This window comes from Nocardiopsis alba, assembly GCF_000710955.1.
GTDB lineage: Bacteria > Actinomycetota > Actinomycetes > Streptosporangiales > Streptosporangiaceae > Nocardiopsis > Nocardiopsis alba.
This window is the reverse complement of sequence record NZ_BAZE01000004.1, coordinates 368,228-382,388: the sequence shown is the minus strand read 5'-3', so window position 1 is coordinate 382,388 and position 14,161 is coordinate 368,228. Positions and strand designations below refer to the sequence as shown.

The following is a 14,161-nucleotide window of genomic DNA, read 5'->3' as shown; positions in this document are numbered from 1 at the left end:
CGCTTCGCTTCGGGCCGTGTTCGGGCGATCCCATGGTGGGGTGGGAGGGCGGGTGGACGTTACTTCAGGGGGTCGGGGTAGGAGACCGCCTACCGGCCACCACAGGGGGTCGAGGTAGGAGGGTGGGCGCGGGTTACACCCTGCTGGGGGTCGGGGGCCGAGAGTGTTTGCTTTGCGCCTCCGCCGGCGCTTCGGCGCGTGTTCGGGCGCCAGGGGAGGCGGGAACCTTCGGCACCTTCGGTGTGGTCACTCGTTCCTCGCGACCCCACCTGCGGCACCTCCAGAACCCCGCCGGCGCCCGAACGGGCAACCCCCCGTGGCCAGGGTAGGAGACCGCGAACCGGTCACACCCCCTGGTCGGGGGCGCGCTAGCGGGTCTTGACGACGAGGGTGCCGGCGGCGCGGTCGTGCACGGCCCGCGCACGGTCATCGCTGAGCATGCCCATGGCCAGGCCGAGGGAGACGATGTTGCCGAGGCAGGGGAGGGTCTGGGGGAGACAGAACAGGGAGGAACGGACGACCGCCTGCTTCTGCCCGAGGCGGTCGCCGCCTCCGGCGTCGATCACCTTGATGCCCACGATCATCTTGCCGAGCGTGCGCCCCCAGGTGACCAGATAGAGCCAGTCGTAGAAGAACAGCAGCACGCCCCAGCCGAAGAAGAAGAGGAAGATCCAGACGTTGACCTCGCCGTCGGTGCCGTCCGGGTTCCCGGTCAGCACCGCCACGAGGCCGGCCATCAGCATGAAGAAGAGGAGCGCGGTGAAGGCGGCCAAGAGGTAGTCGATCAGCCGGGCCGTCAGACGTAGTCCGAAACCCGCGGGGGTCGGGGCGTTCCCAGGGCGTCCGGGCTCCCCTCGAGGGACCGCGGGGTACGAGGGGCCCTCGGGGGCCCGCCCCCCGTTCAAAGGGTGAGGTCCACCCTGGTGGGGGCCGTGCGGGTGCCAGTGGGGAGAAGACATACGGCTGCCGCTCTCTCGGTTCGGAGGGGTCTCAGCGATCGGGGGACGCCTCCGCAGAGTACCCAGAGCCGTGGTGGAGCGAGCACGACACATGCGCGGAGGGGCGGCCGGTGCCGCCCCTCCGCGCATGATCGGACCTCGTTCGGTCGTGGTCTCACATGCCGCTGTAAGGGACCGCGTCGATGATGTCCACGCCGAGGCTCTTGCCGTTGGGCAGGGTGTAGCTGACGCTCTCGCCCACGCGCTTGCCGTTGATGGCGGAGCCGAGGGGGGACTTGGGGGAGTACACGTCGATGGGGGAGCCGCTCTCCTCACGGGAGGCGAGCAGGAAGGTGACCTCCTCGTCATCCCCGTCGAACTTGACGGTGATGGTCATGCCGGGGCCGACCACGCCCTCGGTGTGGGGCGCTTCGCCGACCCGCGCGGTGCGCAGGATCTCGGTGAGCTGGAGGATGCGGGCCTCCATCTTGCCCTGTTCCTCCTTGGCGGCGTGGTAGCCGCCGTTCTCCTTGAGGTCGCCTTCTTCCCGGGCGGCCTCGATCTTTTCCGCGATCTCGATGCGCCCACTCCCCGACAGGTGGTCCAGCTCTCCCTTGAGCCGGTCATACGCCTCCTGGGTGAGCCAGGTGACGTTGTCATCGCGGGTCTGGGTCACGGGAACTCCTTGTGTACTCGTAGCAAAGGCCACCAGGCGGCCAGAGCTGAACTTACGAGAATATCACCGAGCGCGATCGCGCTCGGTGTCGTGTTCTCGGGGGTCCGGACCCCACCCCCGGTCGTCGATCAGAGGCGAGGGGCCGTTCGGTCGATCAGTCTTGCGAACCTTGTTCCCTGCATGAGGCCACTTCTACCGTGGCCGCCTGTCGAACCGTTTCAACGTCCGTCTGGACCATCCGGTTCCCGCCCTCGACCTCGACCCTCGCGGTACCGACCTCGACCATCTGGGCGTCCAGGGCCCGGAGCAGGCATTCGGCGCCGCCGCGGCTGTTCACCTCGAAGGAGATCCGTGCCTCGGAGGAGGAGGGCGCGGACACCGTGACCACCTGGTGGAAGACGTCTCCGCTCAGCCCGCTGTAGTTCATCACGGACATACCCCAGCCGATGGTGACCGCGACCGCGAAGATGGTGCCGACGATGAAGAAGAGAGGCCCGTTGCCGTGGTGTTTGCGTAGTGCCGGAGCTGGATCTGCACTGTTCACGGCGTCATCTTCCGGGGTCGCTGCCATTGGGAATCTCCGAGCAAGGGAATGGTGTTGTCTAAGATATCCCCGACCTGACAGCCCCCCTACGCGGCCCGCACGTGAGTCGTCCACGCCGTGACATCCGGGGTGGTGGCGGACGCCTGTGCCCAGTGGTCGTCGACAGAGCCAAGGAGAAGCCTTCGTTGTCCGAGCGCCTGCGGCTTATGGCCGTTCATGCCCATCCCGATGACGAGTCCAGCAAGGGTGCCGCCACGATGGCGCGCTACGTCCAAGAGGGCGCCGAAGTGCTGGTCGTCACCATGACCGGTGGTGAACGCGGTGACATCCTCAACCCCGCGATGGAGCGCCCCGAGATCCGAGAGAACATCGCGGAGGTGCGTCGCCAGGAGATGGACCGTGCCCGCGAGATCCTCGGCATCGAGCAGGAGTTCGCCGGGTTCGTCGACTCCGGCCTGCCGGAGGGCGACCCGCTGCCGCCCCTGCCCGAAGGGTGCTTCGCGACCCTTCCGGTGGAGGAGGCCGCGGCCCCGCTGGTCGCGGCGATCCGTCGCTTCCGTCCGCACGTGATCCTCACCTACGACGAGAACGGCGGCTACCCGCACCCCGACCACATCATGACCCACAAGGCGTCGATGCACGCCTTCGACGCCGCTCCCGAGCCCGAGGCCTACCCCGAGGCGGGGGAGCCCTGGCAGCCGCTCAAGCTGTACTACTTCGTGGGCTTCCCGCCCGAGCGCTTCGATGCCCTCGCCCAGACCCTGGCCGCGCACGGGATGGAGAACCCGTTCGAGGAGTGGGCCGCCCGTGTGAAGGACATGGAGCGTCGCCGGTGGGAGATCACCACCCGTGTCCACTGCAGCGAGTACTTCGAGGTCGCCAACGACGCGCTTCGGGCGCACGCCACCCAGATCGACCCGAACGGCTTCTGGTTCGCGGTCCCCAACGAGATCGTCGCCGAGGCCTGGCCGACCGAGGACTACCACCTCGTCCGTTCCCTCGTGGACACGGAGGTCCCTGAGAAGGACCTCTTCGCAGGTGTCCGCGAGGCAGTGAGAGTATGAGTTCCATGAACACCCTTCTCGTGTCCGCTCCGGTGCTCGCCAATAGCTTCGCGCTGGACAAGGACACCGTCACGCCCGGTGTCCTCGGTTTCCTCGCCGTCTTCGCGATCGGCGTCGCCCTCTACTTCCTGATGCGCAGCATGACCGGCAAACTGCTGGTCGTGCGCGGTGAGCAGAGCAGCGACGAAGCGATCCGCACCTCCTCCGAGTCCGCCTCCGCGTCGGCCTCGCGGGCGGCGGCCGTGGAGAAGCAGAAGGACACCGAGAAGTGAGGTGGACGCCCCCGCCGCGCACCCGCGGGGGCGTCTCCCTCTTCACGGTGTGACCCGCTTTCGGGCGCGGATCGTCCGGGCCTCCTCGCGGGGCGACCTGGCAGAGTGGGTGTATGCCCAATCGTCTGAGCGACGCGACCAGTCCGTACCTGTTGCAGCACGCCGACAATCCGGTGGAGTGGTGGCCCTGGGGTGAGGAGGCCTTCGCCGAGGCCCGCCGCCGCGACGTGCCCGTCCTGATCTCGGTCGGCTACGCGGCCTGCCACTGGTGCCACGTCATGGCCCACGAATCCTTCGAGGATCCGGCCACCGCGAGCCTGATGAACTCCCTGTTCGTCAACGTGAAGGTCGACCGTGAGGAACGCCCCGACGTCGACGCCGTCTACATGGAGGCGACCCAGGCGATGACCGGTCAGGGCGGCTGGCCCATGACCGTGTTCGCCTCGCCCGACGGCGCGCCCTTCTACTGCGGTACCTACTTTCCCAGGGATCACTTCCGGCGCCTGCTCGAAGGCGTGGCCGCCGCGTGGCGTGACAAGCGCGCGGACCTCCTCGACCAGGGCAGGCGGGTGGTGGAGGCGCTCGGCGCCCCCCGCCGACTGGCCGCCTCTCCGCCGCCGACCGCGGCCGACCTGGACCTGGCGGTCCAGGGGCTGATCCGCGACTACGACACCGCCAACAGCGGGTTCGGCGACGAACCGAAGTTCCCGCCGTCGATGCTGCTGTCGTTCCTCACCGCGCAGCACGAGCGGACCTTCCCCTTCCAGACCGCCGACGAGCCCACGCCGGCGGCGCTCATGGCGGGCGGGACGGCGGTGGCCATGGCGCGGGGAGGGATCTACGACCAGATCGGCGGGGGGTTCGCGCGCTACTCGGTGGACCGGGGTTGGGTGGTCCCCCACTTCGAGAAGATGCTCTACGACAACGCCCTTCTCCTGCGCGCCTACGTACGGTTGAGCCGACGACCTTCGGGGACGGATCCGGCCGCCGACACGGAACGCGCCCTGCTGTTGCGGGCGGCCCAGGAGACGGCCGACTGGATGCTGCGCGACCTGCGCACCCCCGAGGGCGGGTTCGCCTCGGCCCTGGACGCCGACAGTGAGGGGGAGGAGGGCGTCTACTACGTGTGGACGCCGGCCGAACTGCGCGAGGTCCTGGGGGACGAGGACGGGGCCTGGGCGGCCGCGCTGTTCGGGGTGACCGAGGAGGGGACCTTCGAACGGGGAGCCTCGGTGCTCCAGCTGCGGGTCGACCCCGACGACGTCGAGCGCTACGACCGGGTGCGGGCCGCCCTGTCGGCCGCGCGGGCCGAGCGGGTGCCGCCCGCCCGGGACGACAAGGTGGTCGCCGCCTGGAACGGGCTGGCGATCGCGGCCCTGGCCGAGGCGGGTGCCCTGCTGGGCCGCCCGGGGTGGATCAACGCGGCCCGTGACGCCGCGGATCTGGTCCTCGACGTGCATCTGCGTTACGGGCGTCTGGTGCGGACCTCGCGTGACGGCCGTCCTGGGCCGAGCGCCGGCGTCCTGGAGGACTACGCGGATCTGGCCGAGGGGCTGATCGCACTCCACGGTGTCACCGGCGAGGCCCGTTACGTGCGCGAGGCCGGTGGTCTGCTGGACACGGTGCTGGAGCGCTTCGGCGACGGCGAGGGCGGGTTCTACGACACGGCCGACGACGCCGAGAGGCTCTTCAGCCGACCTCAGGATCCGACGGACAACGCCACCCCCTCCGGTCGCTTCGCCGCCGCGTCCGCGTTGCTGTCCTACGCCGCGCTCACGGGAAGCGAACGGCATCGGGCCGCGGCCGAGGGGGCGCTGTCGGTGGTCCCCCTGCTGGCCGAGAAGGCGCCTCGTTTCGCGGGATGGGGGCTGGCCACGGGTGAGGCGTTGCTCACCGGTCCGCGCGCCGTCGCGGTGGTCGGCGAACCGGGCTCTCGGGAGACCGAGGAGCTGGTGCGCACCGTTCTGCGCTGGGCCCCGCTGGGCACGGTCCTGTCCCAGGGTGACGGCAGGGACAGCGGTGGCGTGCCACTGTTGGAGCACCGGGTGCCGATCGACGGCCGGGCCACCGCCTACGTGTGCGAGGGCTTCACCTGCAAGCTCCCGGTCACCACCTCCGAGGAGCTGGTCCGACAGCTCATCGGTTGATCCCCGTTCCGCTGCCGGTCGCTCCAGGAAGGGGCGGCCGGCAGCGGCCTTCTCACCCTCGGTCGGTGGGGGCGAGGGTGAACCGATCGAGGAGCTCCTCCGCGGCCGAGGGGCTCGCGACCCTGCCCCGGTCCAGGACCAGACGATGGTCCGCGGCCCGGATCTCCTCGGGGTCGTGTGTGGCGTGGACGACGGTCACGCCCTCGGCGGCGACCTCGGCGATGGTCGCGCGCATCCGTTCTCCCGCCTCGTGGTCCAGCCCCGTCGAGGGCTCGTCGAGTAGCAGCAGGTCCGTCTCCTGGGCCAGCCCTTGGGCGAGCAGGGCCCTTCGGCGTTGACCGCCGGACAGTTCTCCCAGTCTGCGTCCGGCGAGGTCGGCGATGCCGGTCCGTTCCAGGCAGCGGTCGATCACGGCGCGGTCGTGACGGTTCAGGGGACGCCAGAACCCACGATGCGCCCAGCGACCCATGGCCACTGTGGCGCGCACGGTCAGGGGCAGGGAGTCGGGGGCGGCTCCGCGCTGCACCACGAAGGCGGGACGGACCCTCCGGCGCGGGGTCACGGTGCCCGTCCTGGGGGAGAGCGTTCCGGCAAGGACGCCGAGCAGGGTGGACTTTCCGGAGCCGTTGGACCCCACCAGCGCGGTGACGGCCCCCTCCGGGATCTCGGCGTCGATCCCTCTGAGGACGTCCCCCTCCCCGTATCCCGCGCGCAGATCGTTCAGCATCACATCGACCACCCCTTTCGTCCTTTTTCGACCCTACTTGGAAACGATAATGGTTTTCGTTGTAGTGTGTCGCATCATGGAAGCACTGATCGAGCCCTTCGGGGTCGTCTTCGTCCAGCGCGCGCTGTGGGCCGGGGTCCTGGTCTCGGCGATCTGCGCCATCGCGGGCACCTGGGTGGTCCTGCGGGGCATGGCGTTCCTCGGGGACGCGATGTCCCACGGCATGCTGCCCGGAGTGGCCCTGGCCTCCCTCCTCGGACAGAGCCTGTTCCTGGGGGCCGCGCTGGCGGCGGGCGCCATGGCCGCGGGGATCACGGCACTGGGGCGTTCCCGCCGTCTCTCCCAGGACACGAGCATCGGTCTGCTGTTCGTGGGGATGCTCTCCGTGGGGGTGATCCTGGTCTCCCACTCGGCGTCCTTCGCCGTCGACCTCACCGCCTTCCTCTTCGGAGACGTCCTGGCCGTCCGGGAACGGGACCTGCTCCACCTGGGACTCTCACTGGCCGTGGCACTCGTGGTCGCGACACTCGGCCACCGGGCCTTCCTGGCTCTGGCCTTCGACCCGCGTAAGGCGCACACCCTGGGCCTGGCCCCACGGGTCGCGCACGCCGTCCTGCTCGGTCTGGTCACCCTCGCCGTGGTCGCCTCCTTCCACGTCGTCGGCACCCTGCTGGTGTTCGGACTCCTCATCGCCCCGCCCGCGGCGGCCCTGTACTGGGCGCGGAGCGTGCCGACGATCATGCTCGGCGCCACGGCCTTCGGCGCCACCGCCACCGTCCTCGGCCTGCTCGTCTCCTGGCATTGGGAGACCGCGGCCGGGGCGACCATCACCGCGACGGCGGTGCTCCTCTTCTTCGCCTCGGCCTCCACCGCGGCGCTCCGGCGACGGGCCGTACCCCGGAGAACCTTTCGACCCCCCGAACCCGCCCACCGAAGTGAAGAGAGGTCGGTGACCCCTTGAGACAGGACAGGACCACCACGATCGCGGGGGCCGTCGGGCTGTGCGCCCTGCTCCTGGCCGGATGCTCCGGCCCGGACCCCGGAACGGACGTCGACGAGACCGAGGAGACACCCCATGGCCACATCGAAGGGGCCGAAGAGCTCTCCGAACCCCACTACCGCCTCGTCGTCGCCGACACGGAGACCGGAGAGGTCGGCCTTCTGGACCTGATCACCGAGGAGACGACCGCTTTCGAAGGGACGTCGGGGGTCGACGGGATATCGGGGGACGGCCGCTTCGCCTACCTCCACGCCTCCGGACGGGAGACCCTCGACATCCTCGACAGTGGTGTGTGGACCGTGGACCACGGCGACCACAAGCACTACTACCGGACCGAGAGCGGCCCCGTCGGCTCGGTGGACGCCCCCGCCTCCCCTCTGGTGATCACCGACACCGCGCTGACCTCGCTGGCCGGCCCGGACGGCGCCTCCTCGCTGTTGGACCGCTCCGGGCTGGAGGAGGGCACGGTCGAGGAGATCGTCCCCGACCTGACCGGGAACGCCGTGGTCCTGCCCTACGCCGGACGGCTGATCGTGATCGAGGACGGCTCCGTGCGCGTCCACGAGCGTGACGGCTCCCCCTTGGAGGAATCGGAGTCGACCTGCGTCGATCCGAACGGCGCGGCCGTCACCCGCAGGGGCCTCGTGGTCGGTTGTGAGGAGGGCACCCTCCACATCACCGAGGAGGACGGGGCCCCGATCGCCGAGACGCTCGCCCACCCGGAGGAGGGCCGGTCCGAAGCGCTGCGCCACCGTCCCGGCTCCGCGGTCCTGGCGACCGTCTCCACCGAAGGGGACCTCTGGGTCCTCGACCTGGCCGCGGCCGAATGGCGGGCGTTCGAGGCCCACGACGTGGTGGACGCGGTGGCGATCGGGGAGGGCGCCCCCGTCCTGGTCCTGGAAGGGGACGGGACCCTGCGCTCAGTGGACCCGGAGACGGGGGAGGAGGACGCCTCCGTCCACCTCTTGGACGAGGTGGACACGGCCCACCCGCCCGCCCTCCAGGTCGACGCCGGTCGCGCCTACGTCAACGACGCGCACGCCGGCCTCGTCCACGAGATCGACCACGGCGACGACCTGCGCGTGGCCCGCTCCCTCGATCCGGGCGTCACCCCGGACCTCATGGTCGAGACGGGATGGTGAGCCCCGTGAACACGTCCTTCGCGCCACGTGGGCGCGCGTTCTCGGCCGCGGCCGCCCTGGGACTGGTCCTCGCCCTCACCTCGTGCACCGGAGACGACGACGGTACGGGGATCGTGGTGACCACCAACATCCTCGGCGACGTCACCCGGGAGATCGTCGACGACGAGGCCGAGATCACCGTGCTGATGAAGCCCGGCGCCGACCCGCACTCCTTCGGGATCTCCGCCCGGGAGGCGGCGATCCTGGAGAACGCCGACCTGGTCGTCCACAACGGGCTCGGCCTGGAGGAGGGGATCGCGCGCAACGTCGCCGCGGCGGAGGAGGCCGGGGTGCCGACCCTGGAGGTCGCGGCGGAGGTCGATCCGCTCCCCTACACCTCCGATGCGGACGAGGGGTCGCCCGACCCGCACTTCTGGACCGACCCGGTCCGAATGCTCACGGCGGTCGATCTGATCACCGAACACGTGGTCGCGGAGGTCGACGGTGTCGACGCCGAGGCGGTGCGCGCCGGGGCCGAGTCCTACGCGGCGGAGATCGAGGAGCTCGACGGGTGGATGTCCGACGAGTTCGGATCCCTGCCTGCCGAGAGCCGCCGACTCGTCACCGACCATCACGTCTTCGGCTACCTCGCCGACCGCTACGACTTCGAGGTCATCGGGGCGGTCGTCCCCGGCGGCACCACGCTGGCCTCGCCCAGCTCCGCCGACCTCAAGGACCTGTCCGACGCCGTCGCCGAGGCGGGCGTCTCGGCGGTCTTCTCCGATTCCTCCCAGCCCGACCGCCTGGTCACCGTCATGGCGGAGGAGGCCGGTGTGGACATCGAGGTGATCCCCCTCCACTCCGAGTCCCTCAGCGCCGAGGGAGAGGGGGCCGCCACCTACCTGGAGATGATGCGCGCCAACACCGAGGCCATCACCGACGGACTCCGTGGCGGGTGAGCCCGGTCCCGGGCTTGAACCACGTCACGCACCCCCCTGTACGGAACACGAAACGAGAAGAGAGCCGATCACCATGCGAGCGAGAAGATACGGCCGCGAAGCGGCCCTGCCCACCCTCCTGGCCGCAGGACTCCTCCTGACCGCCTGCGGTACCGGCGAGGGCGGCGACGCGGACCCGGAGGCGGCCGCCGAGGCCACCGTCACCGACCCCCTCGTCACCACCTACGACGGTGGTCTGTACGTCCTGGACGGCAGGACCCTCGACGTGGTCGAGGACATCGAACTGGAGGGCTTCAACCGGATCAACCCGGCCGGGGACGACCGGCACGTGTTCGTCTCCACCTCCGAGGGGTTCCGGCTCTTGGACGCCGCGGTGGCCGAGACGACCGACGTCCTCTTCGAGGCGGACGCCCCCGGACACGTCGTCCGTCACGCGGGCCGGACGGTGCTGTTCGCCGACGGAACCGGTGAGGTCACCGCCTTCGACACCGACGCGCTCGGGGCGGGACACCCCGAGGACGTCGAGGTGTACACGACGGAGGAGGCGCACCACGGGGTGGCCGTCGAATTGGAGGACGGAGGGCTTCTGGTGACCCTCGGGAACGAGGAGGAGCGGGTCGGCGCGATCGTCCTGGACGCCGACCGCGAGGAGATCGCCCGCAGCGAGGACTGCCCCGGGGTGCACGGGGAGAGCGCGGCGCGCGGTGGGGTCGTCGCCATCGGCTGTGAGGACGGGGCCCTGATCTATCGGGACGGCGCCTTCACCAAGGTCGAGGCCCCCGACGACTACGGGCGTATCGGCAACCAGGCCGGATCCGATCACTCCACCGTCATCCTGGGCGACTACAAGACCGACCCCGACGCCGAACTCGAACGCCCCGAGCGGGTCGCCCTGATCGACACCGAGAGCGCCGAGCTGAGCCTGGTCGACCTGCCCTCCAGCTACACGTTCCGCTCCCTTGGGCGGGGCCCGGAGGGGGAGGCGCTGGTCCTGGGCACCGACGGCGCGCTGCACGTCATCGACCCGGAGAAGGGCGAGATCACCGAGAGCGTCGAACTGATCGACCCCTGGGAGGAGCCCCTGGAATGGCAGGAGCCCCGACCGGCCCTGTTCGTCCGCGGTGACACCGCCTACGTGAGCGATCCCGCCACCCGTGCGATCCACGCCGTGGACCTGCCCACCGGCGAGGTCACCGCCTCGGTCACCCTGGACGAGGAGCCCAACGAACTGAGCGGGGTCGCACCTTGATCCAGAGCGAGCCCTCCTACCGGAGCCGTACGCCGGCGATGATCTCGTCGACGAGGTCGGGCCGATAGTCGGGTTGGCGGATCTCCAGGTACACGGTCCTGGGGGTGCCCGGCGGGTGGACGGCGGCGGCGGTGAAGGCGCCGCCGTTGCAGTCGGGCCACTCCCAGAGGCCGCCCTCCCAATGGGGGGTGTCGACCATGCGTTCCTCGGGCGGCTTCGGACAGGGGTCGGTGTCGGCGACGTTGCGCAGGTCGGGGGCGCCGGGGACCACGGTGGCGTACACCCCGTAGGAGGGGACGTCGGTGTTGTGCCATTCGTCGGCACCGGTGGCCACGAGGAGCCCGGGGCCCGCTCCGGCCTCGGCGGCCGCGGGGCGGGCCTCCTGGTCGGTGTGGAACTCGCGCGCCCATGCCGTGGGCACGTCCACACGGAGTTCCTGGTCGGCGTAGCGGACCGTGGACAGGGAGACCCCGGGCACGCCGAGCGAGGTGGTGAGCCCGAGCGCGAGCAGGCCGCAGACGGCGGTGAGGGCCCCGGCCCTCGGCCAGGGCATGCGGTAGCGCTGCCACCAGGGGATGTCCTGCGGTAGATCGCTGGACATACGGATCGCCCTGACCCGGTCGGTGAAGGTCTTGGCGTCGGCGGGGCGGCTCTCCCGGTCCACGGACAGGGCGGAGAGGATCAGTTCGTCGAGCGCCGGAGGAAGACCTGGCCGGATGCGGCCAGGTGCGATCCGCACAGGGGGGCGTGAGGGAGGTCTCCCCGTGATGAGTTCGTAGGCGACGGCGCCCAGCGAGTACACATCGGAGCGAACGTCCAGGTCACCACCGGGCATGCTCTGCTCGGGGGACATGTAGCCGGGTGTGCCCGCGGCGGCGGTGAACCCGGAGGCCTCGTCGATGGACTTGGCGAAGCCCAGGTCGGCGACGAGCACGCGTTGGCCCACGGGAGAGGACTGTAGGAGGACGTTGGAGGGTTTGATGTCCCGGTGGATGGTGCCGTGGTTGTGCAGGACGGTGATCCCCTGGCCGATCTCGGTCAGAAGGCGCAGTGCCTCGTCCAGGGGTAGTTGACCGCGGTGGATGAGGTCGGCGACACTGCCTTGGTCGGCGTAGGTCATCACCATGTAGGGGCGGCCGTCGGGCAGCACATCGACGTCGTGGACCGCCACCAGCCAGGTGGAATCGGTCTGTCGGAGGATGCGCGCCTCCTCCAGGAACCGGTGCTGGATGTCCATCTGGTGCGCCCAGTTCTCGGCGAGTACCTTGATGGCCACCGGATAGTTCAGCAGGTCGTCCTGGGCGAGCCAGACGGTGGCGAACGAACCGGAACCCAGGCGTCGCATGACGCGGTAGCGTCCGAAAGCCTCGGGTTGGCTCATTTCCGCCTCGGTCTGTTGGGGGTTGATACGCGTTCGTTGCCCACTAATACACCATCTGGGCCTTGGCGTTGGCTTCCGCGGATATGATCCCCTTCCCGGGTAGCGCCGACGCCTTCGGGGCATGGAGACTGGAAGACCCCCCTTTCGGATACGGCCGTTCCGTGGCAACGGAGTGGGCGGTGTCATGCGTAGTGACGGATCCGAGCGGGGTTCGTAGACGTCCAACCGACGTGTGACCCTCTCGAACGTGGGAGCGAGACGCGCCCGCGTGGACGGCCGGACGTCTGTCGTAAGCCAGGAAGAGACGAACCATGCGCAGTAGTGATCATTCGGACCACGAGGAGACCCCCGCCGCACCCCGACGCAGGGTGGCGAGCAACGTCGACGAGGAGCTGGAAGAGCTCGCGCGACGGGCCAGGGACGGCGACGCCGCCGCCCTGGACGACCTGCTGCGTCGCATCCAGCCCGAGGTGCTGCGTCGCTGCGCCCGGTTCCTTCCCTACCGTCAGGACGCCGAGGAGGCCTGCCAGGACGCGTTGCTGCGGGTGGCCCGCAAGATCGACAGCTTCAAGGGCGACTCGCTGTTCACCACGTGGCTGTACACGGTGGTGTCCAACTCCGCGCGGCAGACCTACCGCTCCATGAAGCGTCGCTCCGCCGAGTTCCCGACCGAGGCCGAGCGCATGCCGCACCAGCGCGACCCTCGGACCACCAGTGTCATCGCGGGCTCCCGGATCGACCTGCTGGAGGCCCTGGAACAGTTGGAGAAGGACCGCCCCAACCTGGTGGCCCCCCTGGTCCTGCGCGACCTGTGCCAGATGGACTACAACGAGATCGCCTCCGAACTGGATCTGGCCTTGGGCACGGTCAAGTCCCGGATCCATCAGGGGCGCAAGCACGTGCGTAAATCGCTGGCCGTGACGTAGACCTTCCAGGCGAACTACTCTGGACCCATCCCCGTCGGCACATCCGTCACTGGAGTGCGCCGTCCTTTGATCCAGCTCTGAGAGGTTTCGCCAATGGGGCTCCGTGACCCCCTGTACTGGCTGTACGAACGGCGTCTGGAACGCAGTCTGACCAGCCAGGAGATTCCCAGGCACGTCGGTGTCGCCATGGACGGCAATCGGCGCTGGGCCAAGAGCAGTGGTCTTCCGGGCGCCGAGCAGGGGCATCAGGCCGGTGCGAACAAGATCTTCGAACTGCTGCGGTGGTGCGACGAGGTCGGTGTGCAGGTGGTCACTCTGTGGATGCTGTCCACGGACAACCTGACCCGTGACGAGGCCGAACTCGGCCCGCTCGTCCGCATCATCGAGCAGACCATCGCCCGGTTGCGAGACGAGGGGTGGAACACGCGACCTGTCGGCGCTCTGGACGTCCTGCCCGATTCGACCGCCCGCGCCTTGAAAGAGGCGGAAGAGGCCACATCCGGCAACCCCGGCCTGGTTGTCAACGTCGCCGTCGGGTATGGGGGTAGACGTGAGATCGCTGACGCGGTTCGGTCTCTCCTCCAAGAGGAGGCGGCCAAGGGCACCGATATCCAGGAGCTGGCGGAGCGCCTGGACATCGAGGACATCGCTCGGCATCTCTACACGCGCGGACAGCCCGATCCGGACCTGCTCATCCGCACCTCGGGTGAACAGCGTCTCTCGGGTTTCATGCTGTGGCAGAGCGTGCACTCGGAGTTCTACTTCTGCGAGGTCTTCTGGCCCGCGTTCCGCAGGGTGGACTTCCTGCGTGCACTGCGCTCCTACGGCGCGCGCAATCGGCGCTTCGGCTCCTGAGCTCCGACTCCCTTTCTCTCTCCGACCCTCGCTCGTGGGGATCGTCGTGTCCGTCGACGACGGGCCCGTCACACGAAGTTCACCGGGGGGCCGGTTCGGGATCTGGAAAACGGGCTCTCGGGCGCGTAGCGTCGATGAAAGCGGGTGGTGTTCGTCCACCCGTTCGGGAGGCCCCATCTCATTGATCTCCGGCTGTACTGCGGAACATCGACGAGGAGGGCCGGACCCGGCCCTCATGGGGCGGGTCCCGGTCCTCCATGATCCCGTGACAGCAGGGCACCCTCGTGGTGCCCAAGGGGAGA

At 69.6% G+C, this 14,161-nt stretch carries 14 protein-coding genes; 9 read left to right on the top strand and 5 right to left on the bottom strand.

All coding sequences use genetic code 11. From position 1 onward, the window contains the following. Window positions 1-368: 368 nt before the first annotated feature. From TR33_RS10440 to TR33_RS10430, 3 genes are all read right to left on the bottom strand, one after another. Entirely contained in the window at window positions 369-905 is a 537-nt protein-coding gene (locus tag TR33_RS10440; RefSeq protein WP_017535845.1) for an RDD family protein, read from the bottom strand. A gap of 208 nt (window positions 906-1,113) precedes the next feature. After that, window positions 1,114-1,614: a transcription elongation factor GreA gene (greA, locus tag TR33_RS10435; protein ID WP_014913051.1), complete on the bottom strand. Its 501-nt coding sequence runs from the start codon at window positions 1,612-1,614 to the stop codon at window positions 1,114-1,116. A gap of 154 nt (window positions 1,615-1,768) precedes the next feature. Then, the gene (locus TR33_RS10430) at window positions 1,769-2,185 is read right to left on the bottom strand and encodes a DUF4307 domain-containing protein (RefSeq protein WP_026125238.1); all 417 of its coding nucleotides are present in this window, start codon (window positions 2,183-2,185) and stop codon (window positions 1,769-1,771) included. Between the two features lie 158 nt (window positions 2,186-2,343). Here TR33_RS10430 and mca point away from each other — a divergent pair, with 158 nt between their 5' ends. The 3 genes from mca to TR33_RS10415 all read left to right on the top strand — a co-directional run bounded on the left by mca (window position 2,344) and on the right by TR33_RS10415 (window position 5,641). Next, entirely contained in the window at window positions 2,344-3,222 is an 879-nt protein-coding gene (mca, locus tag TR33_RS10425) for a mycothiol conjugate amidase Mca (protein WP_042282887.1), read from the top strand. Window positions 3,223-3,227: 5 nt separating this feature from the next. Then, the gene (locus tag TR33_RS10420; protein WP_036568452.1) at window positions 3,228-3,494 is read left to right on the top strand and encodes a hypothetical protein; all 267 of its coding nucleotides are present in this window, start codon (window positions 3,228-3,230) and stop codon (window positions 3,492-3,494) included. Between the two features lie 113 nt (window positions 3,495-3,607). Next, a complete protein-coding gene (locus TR33_RS10415; RefSeq protein WP_017535839.1) occupies window positions 3,608-5,641 on the top strand; it encodes a thioredoxin domain-containing protein in 2,034 nt (677 codons plus the stop codon). Between the two features lie 52 nt (window positions 5,642-5,693). Here the strand turns inward: TR33_RS10415 and aztA are convergent, their stop codons facing one another. Further along, window positions 5,694-6,371 (bottom strand): zinc ABC transporter ATP-binding protein AztA, encoded by a 678-nt coding sequence (gene aztA, locus TR33_RS10410; RefSeq protein WP_051067481.1) that lies wholly within the window; start codon window positions 6,369-6,371, stop codon window positions 5,694-5,696. A gap of 73 nt (window positions 6,372-6,444) precedes the next feature. On the opposite strand from aztA, the gene aztB reads away from it, so the two are divergent. From aztB to aztD, 4 genes are all read left to right on the top strand, one after another. Further along, window positions 6,445-7,329: a zinc ABC transporter permease AztB gene (gene aztB, locus TR33_RS10405; protein WP_014908196.1), complete on the top strand. Its 885-nt coding sequence runs from the start codon at window positions 6,445-6,447 to the stop codon at window positions 7,327-7,329. Next, complete coding sequence (locus tag TR33_RS10400; protein WP_017535837.1) at window positions 7,326-8,510, top strand: hypothetical protein; 1,185 nt, start codon at window positions 7,326-7,328, stop codon at window positions 8,508-8,510. The genes aztB and TR33_RS10400 overlap by 4 nt, the downstream gene beginning before the upstream one ends. Beyond that, window positions 8,504-9,448 carry a zinc ABC transporter substrate-binding protein AztC gene (gene aztC / locus TR33_RS10395; RefSeq protein WP_017535836.1) on the top strand — a complete coding sequence of 315 codons (945 nt, stop codon included), beginning with the start codon at window positions 8,504-8,506 and terminating at the stop codon, window positions 9,446-9,448. Before TR33_RS10400 ends, aztC begins: the two co-directional genes overlap by 7 nt. 73 nt (window positions 9,449-9,521) lie before the next feature. Next, window positions 9,522-10,697: a zinc metallochaperone AztD gene (aztD, locus tag TR33_RS10390; RefSeq protein WP_017535835.1), complete on the top strand. Its 1,176-nt coding sequence runs from the start codon at window positions 9,522-9,524 to the stop codon at window positions 10,695-10,697. Between the two features lie 16 nt (window positions 10,698-10,713). On the opposite strand, the gene TR33_RS10385 is transcribed toward aztD, so the two are convergent. After that, complete coding sequence (locus tag TR33_RS10385; RefSeq protein WP_017535834.1) at window positions 10,714-12,078, bottom strand: serine/threonine-protein kinase; 1,365 nt, start codon at window positions 12,076-12,078, stop codon at window positions 10,714-10,716. A gap of 311 nt (window positions 12,079-12,389) precedes the next feature. Here TR33_RS10385 and TR33_RS10380 point away from each other — a divergent pair, with 311 nt between their 5' ends. Next, window positions 12,390-13,004 carry an RNA polymerase sigma factor gene (locus TR33_RS10380; protein WP_014908249.1) on the top strand — a complete coding sequence of 205 codons (615 nt, stop codon included), beginning with the start codon at window positions 12,390-12,392 and terminating at the stop codon, window positions 13,002-13,004. A gap of 93 nt (window positions 13,005-13,097) precedes the next feature. Then, window positions 13,098-13,859, top strand: a complete 762-nt coding sequence (locus TR33_RS10375; protein WP_014910910.1) for an isoprenyl transferase — start codon at window positions 13,098-13,100, stop codon at window positions 13,857-13,859. Window positions 13,860-14,161: the final 302 nt, after the last annotated feature.

Excerpts from the sequence above, each read along its gene's own strand:
- TR33_RS10380 (WP_014908249.1), top strand. The coding sequence starts at position 12,390 with ATGCGCAGTAGTGATCATTCGGACCACGAGGAGACCCCCGCCGCACCC.
- aztB (WP_014908196.1), top strand. The coding sequence starts at position 6,445 with ATGGAAGCACTGATCGAGCCCTTCGGGGTCGTCTTCGTCCAGCGCGCG.
- TR33_RS10430 (WP_026125238.1), bottom strand. The coding sequence starts at position 2,185 with ATGGCAGCGACCCCGGAAGATGACGCCGTGAACAGTGCAGATCCAGCT.
- TR33_RS10415 (WP_017535839.1), top strand. The coding sequence starts at position 3,608 with ATGCCCAATCGTCTGAGCGACGCGACCAGTCCGTACCTGTTGCAGCAC.
- aztC (WP_017535836.1), top strand. The coding sequence starts at position 8,504 with ATGGTGAGCCCCGTGAACACGTCCTTCGCGCCACGTGGGCGCGCGTTC.
- TR33_RS10375 (WP_014910910.1), top strand. The coding sequence starts at position 13,098 with ATGGGGCTCCGTGACCCCCTGTACTGGCTGTACGAACGGCGTCTGGAA.
- aztD (WP_017535835.1), top strand. The coding sequence starts at position 9,522 with ATGCGAGCGAGAAGATACGGCCGCGAAGCGGCCCTGCCCACCCTCCTG.
- TR33_RS10420 (WP_036568452.1), top strand. The coding sequence starts at position 3,228 with ATGAACACCCTTCTCGTGTCCGCTCCGGTGCTCGCCAATAGCTTCGCG.
- TR33_RS10385 (WP_017535834.1), bottom strand. The coding sequence starts at position 12,078 with ATGAGCCAACCCGAGGCTTTCGGACGCTACCGCGTCATGCGACGCCTG.